A 4495-nucleotide genomic window follows, 5' to 3' on the forward strand; every position below is an offset into this window, starting at 1 on the left:
AGCCGGCAAAAGCAGATCTTTGCTCGAGTCCAGCGTGATAAATCCGGCCTGGAAAGCCAGGAAGACGCTCTTCTGTCCACGTCACAAGTGGTGGCCGATCAGATTAGAACCCTGCAAAGAGGTGGGCGCATCACTACCTCGCGCGGCTATAGCAGGGCTTCGTCCGGTGGAGGGTATGTGTGGCCGGTCTCGGCGCGAATCACCTCTCCCTTCGGCTGGCGTTTCCACCCGGTGCTCGGGTACTCGCGAATGCATACGGGGATAGACCTTGGTTGCGGCTCCGGCACATCGGTTCACGCTACGAAGGGCGGCACGGTTATTATGGCCGGATGGATGGGGGGCTACGGTAATGCGGTCGTAATCGATCATGGGGAAGGCATTTCGAGCCTCTACGGTCATAATAAAAGCCTTACTGTAAGTGCGGGTCAGCACGTGGTTCAGGGCCAAGTCATAGCGCATTCGGGGTCAACGGGTATGTCGACCGGACCTCACCTGCATTTTGAAATAAGGGTAAACGGGAACCCACAGAACCCGCTCAGTTTCCTTCCATAAGTAACGGTACAGCTACTTCTGTTACGCCGATTTCTTGTCATCCAGGAGTTCATCGCAGATTTTCTGGGCGTCGGGGATCAGTCCCTGGATGCTCTGGGCGCTCTCGAAAAACTCGCGCACTTCCTGGGCGAGTTTCTTGATCTGACGCCGTCTGATTTCCCGGTTTAGCGGTTTCTCCCCTTGCAGCTTTGTGTTCCCTTCCATCCAGCCCTCGGCGAAGTACCAGTTTTTGAACGAAGTGAAGCCCGTTTTCCAGAGTAGATATCCGAGTTTTGTGAGAATCGGTGGCGCGCCCATTTCGAGCGCCCGTACGGTCTCGGGATGATCTTTGACGCTGTACTCGATCATCAAACGTCCGCCGGCCGCTATCGTGCTTGAGAGAAGGCAAAATATACGCTGCTCGATCTCAGTGCCCGAGATATCGAACTCGACCACGTCGCCGCGCTCATCCGTGAATTTGACCTTGGGGTTGTATGATACTTCGGTCCAGGTCCTCAGCCATTTACCTCTGCCGGAGAAGTAAATCGCCCTGATTACAGGGCGATATGTTTTATAGCCGTCTGTGGCCTTGAGATAAAGCTCAAAATACCTCTCCTCAGGGAGCCGAAAACGGCGCATGTTGGCAAGCTCGGTCACGTACCCATTGACGGGTTTCGCGTTCAGCTTGGCTCTCAGGAACCTATCGATAATAATATCTTCGGACACCACTACTCGCTCCTTTTGGTTTATCAACTACTATTTACCCGATTTTTTCAAGGATAATAAGCAGAGGTGATGACCTGGGCTCCGGGCCCTATGACTAGTGGCCGCAGTGGCCGCAGCCGCTGGTTTTTGCGATGGTGCCGTTGAGGTAGGCGAGCACGGCGGCATCCGGGTTTGTCTCGAGCGTCATGACGGGGTCGATGCCTGCGCCTTGCAGGGCGTGAACCATGCCGCCGCCCATGCCGTTTGTTATGACCGCTGTGCAGTCGGATATCGAGCCGACGAGGCCGCCGTGGCCTGCATGGTGACCGGAATGATGCTGATGCTCACCTTCGCCGTGGTGGTGCTCGTGCTGGTCGTTAGGGCCGTGAACAGGCGTTACCTCACGTATTTGCCTGGATACGATTGTAGCGCCCTCGACCTCGTAGATAAAGAATTTGCTGACGTGGCCGAGATGGCCGCATACCGATACTTCATCGGCTGTTGATACTGCGATTTTCATCGTTAAACCTCCTGGTGTTTTTCTTCCCTGTGCTTACATGGCCTGTCTTCGCACTTGCGACGTCCCGGTGCACACCGGGTTACGTCCGGACAAGCGCAGAGCGGGCAAACGACACCGTCTTTTGAGCGCCATTGGTGTCCGCAACCCGTGCACTTTAGCAAACTACCGGCCAAGGAGTAATTGCCGCCCTCGATGTTAATGGCTTTTCCGTTTACCAATGCATCGCTTATCTTTTGCCTTGCAGAACCCAGAATCCGTTGAAAGGTGGCTCTCGATATGCCCATCATGGCGGCGGCATCGGTCTGGTCTAGCCCTTCCAGGTCTTTTAACCGAATGGACTCAAGCTCTTCAAACGTTATATCAACATTCTCAAGCAGCGTTGCCGGAATCCCTCTCGGCTTGAACATGATCGCGCTCGGTTCATGCTCGATGAAACGACATTTTCGGGGCCTTGGCACAGAACAACTCTCCCTCATATGATAGTTATGAGCATATGCTCATAATGCAATAGTAAATTGCCCGCCATGATTAGTCAAGCGGGCGTTTTTAGTAGTGTAATTCCGATCGTAAACAGCTATGCGGCTTTGCGTTCAGCGACAAGGCCGATCATCCGCGAAGCCACCTTCGCTATCCTACCGCCGAGCGTGCGGGCGACTTGGAGGTCGTTCTGCGTGGGCGGCATATTGCTGGCCGGCCCTGAAACCGATGAGGCGCCATACGGGCTTCCCCCGCCTACTTCGACCTTAAAGAGACATTCCTCCTGGCTGTAAGGAACACCTACCGGTATCATCCCGAAGTGCAAGATCGGCGTGATCATACTGAGAAGCGTCGATTCCTGGCCGCCGTGAAGGGTAGACGTGCTGACAAAAAAGCCTGCCACTTTATCGGTAAGCTTGCCTTCAGCCCACAGAGCACCTGTTTGGTCGATGAACTCTTTCATCTGGGCGCTCATGTTGCCATACCTCGTGGGGGTTCCGAATGCAACGCCGTCCGCCCATTCCAGGTCATCGTTTGATGCCATGGGGATTTCAGCCAGTTCTTCCTTGGCTTTTTTTGCTTGCGGGTTGCTTTCGATGGATTCTTTTGAGACAAGCTCCTGCACCTGGCGAAGCCTGACCTCAGCCCCCATATCCTCCGCCCCTTGAGCAACCGCTCGCGCTAAAGCCGCCGTGTTGCCCAACATACTGTAAAACACAACGAGAACCCTCGTATTTCTTTCCGTGTTCATAGTGCGCCTCCCTCTCTGACAAAGCCGTATGTAACCGGCCCATAGTTTATGCGTCGTTACTTCATTATTCCAAATTAAATGATGAATTAACCAATCGAGGGTAGATGTCTGGCAACCGGAAATCGTATGAGATTAGAGGTTTGAGCTTAGAGGCTTGATAGGGAGTCCCTGATTTTGTTGACGGTTTCCCTGTTGAGAGAATAGTATATCCACTGTTTGTCCTTCCTCGATTTGACGAGGTCGGCTTCTTTTAAAACGTTGAGGTGGTGGGAGATGGTGGAGGGAGAAAGCGGGATGCTCTTGATGATTTTACAAACGCTGAGTTCGCCGTGCCCGCCGGAAACGTCGTTTCCCCCGTCTTTTTCGGAATTACTCAATAACGACAGTATTTCCAATCTAGCAGGATTTGCCAGCGCTTTAAAATGGTTCTTTAACATACTTCCCTCCGGCACGACTCGATATAGCAAGCCCTTACTTCTAATGCTTAAAAGCGGTTATCGTGTATAGGTTAATTAATAATATACCGGGTAGGGTATATTGTCAAATACGGTAGATTAAAACCAGCTTTAAAAGATTCTAAGGCGATATTAGTACAGGCATCCGATTGTATCACTATCTAGCTCATGCGAAAGGTGAAGCACATTGAGATCATACGCTTTTGATACCGCCTGTGCCCTGTCTGCGGCATTCAGCTTTTTTAGGATTACCCTGACATGGGTCTTGACCGTATCGTGACTTATCCCCAGCTCGGCGGATATGCGTTTATTCGTGTATCCTGCAGCGATCATTTTTAGGACTTGCAACTGCCTGACCGAAAGCTTTATCTCTTTATAGACGTCACTCTCATCGAGTAGAGCATCTGCTATTTGTTGACCGATATACGTGCCATCCTCATGTACCCTTCTTAAGGCAAGCCTGATTTCATCAAGCTGGCAATCCCATCTGAGCAAGCCTTCTACCCGTAGCTCAAGAAGCGCCCTCTGCACCTCGATCGATTTCCCTACGACAAATGCAAGTATCTTTATCGACGGATCGATCTGCCGCGCTCTTTTGACAAGATCAGGGCTGGAGATATTGAGTTTTATAAAGCTAACGATAAGCACATCGGGTCGTTGCTCGGATATGATGCGCAGTGCGTCATCACATGATGATGTCTGCCCTATAATGAGTACATCCGGCTCGGAAGACAAGGCTGACTTAAAGGCCTCCCGCACTATCGGATATCGATGAACCGTGAGAACTTTAATTAAAGAAACCATCTCCTTATATTGTCACGTTTTTATCGTGAACGTTAAATCTACGTTAACAAAAAAATAAATGAGAGGTTAACCCCCCTCATTTTTATCTAATTATTGTTTGCGTCTTGCAAGAACTCAAGACGCATATCGCTAGATATAACCCCTTTTTCAAGACTACTGAAGCCGGTCATACACACCCCGTACAGTATACGGGGTATCGTCTTAGCCAATAGTAGCTACTTTTGCATTACCATATGTTACCACTATCCCGGA

General features: G+C 51.0%; 7 protein-coding genes. 1 reads left to right on the forward strand and 6 read right to left on the reverse strand.

Going from position 1 to position 4495, the window contains the following annotated elements; translation table 11 throughout:
* On the forward strand, positions 1-552 hold a 552-nt coding region (locus ACYC56_RS12410), incomplete at its 5' end, for a M23 family metallopeptidase (RefSeq protein WP_461374494.1).
* 21 nt (positions 553-573) lie between these two features.
* On the opposite strand, the gene ACYC56_RS12415 is transcribed toward ACYC56_RS12410, so the two are convergent.
* The 6 genes from ACYC56_RS12415 to ACYC56_RS12440 form a co-directional block, all read right to left on the reverse strand.
* Positions 574-1257 (reverse strand): DUF1122 family protein, encoded by a 684-nt coding sequence (locus ACYC56_RS12415; RefSeq protein ID WP_461374495.1) that lies wholly within the window; start codon positions 1255-1257, stop codon positions 574-576.
* Positions 1258-1351: 94 nt separating this feature from the next.
* Complete coding sequence (locus tag ACYC56_RS12420) at positions 1352-1756, reverse strand: NifB/NifX family molybdenum-iron cluster-binding protein (protein WP_461374496.1); 405 nt, start codon at positions 1754-1756, stop codon at positions 1352-1354.
* 2 nt (positions 1757-1758) lie between these two features.
* Positions 1759-2214, reverse strand: coding sequence for a DUF134 domain-containing protein (locus ACYC56_RS12425; protein ID WP_461374497.1), 456 nt, complete (start codon positions 2212-2214; stop codon positions 1759-1761).
* A gap of 116 nt (positions 2215-2330) precedes the next feature.
* On the reverse strand, positions 2331-2984 hold the full coding sequence (wrbA, locus tag ACYC56_RS12430; RefSeq protein WP_461374498.1) for an NAD(P)H:quinone oxidoreductase: 654 nt from the start codon (positions 2982-2984) through the stop codon (positions 2331-2333).
* A 146-nt stretch (positions 2985-3130) separates the two neighbouring features.
* Entirely contained in the window at positions 3131-3421 is a 291-nt protein-coding gene (locus ACYC56_RS12435; RefSeq protein WP_461374499.1) for an ArsR/SmtB family transcription factor, read from the reverse strand.
* Positions 3422-3571: 150 nt separating this feature from the next.
* A complete protein-coding gene (locus ACYC56_RS12440) occupies positions 3572-4174 on the reverse strand; it encodes a LuxR C-terminal-related transcriptional regulator (RefSeq protein WP_461374500.1) in 603 nt (200 codons plus the stop codon).
* Positions 4175-4495 lie beyond the last annotated feature (321 nt).

Source organism: Candidatus Aquicultor sp. (genome assembly GCF_054640775.1).

Bases quoted from the DNA above. Each gene is read 5' to 3' on its own strand.
- ACYC56_RS12420 (WP_461374496.1), bottom strand. From the start codon at position 1,756: ATGAAAATCGCAGTATCAACAGCCGATGAAGTATCGGTATGCGGCCAT.
- wrbA (WP_461374498.1), bottom strand. From the start codon at position 2,984: ATGAACACGGAAAGAAATACGAGGGTTCTCGTTGTGTTTTACAGTATG.
- ACYC56_RS12435 (WP_461374499.1), bottom strand. From the start codon at position 3,421: ATGTTAAAGAACCATTTTAAAGCGCTGGCAAATCCTGCTAGATTGGAA.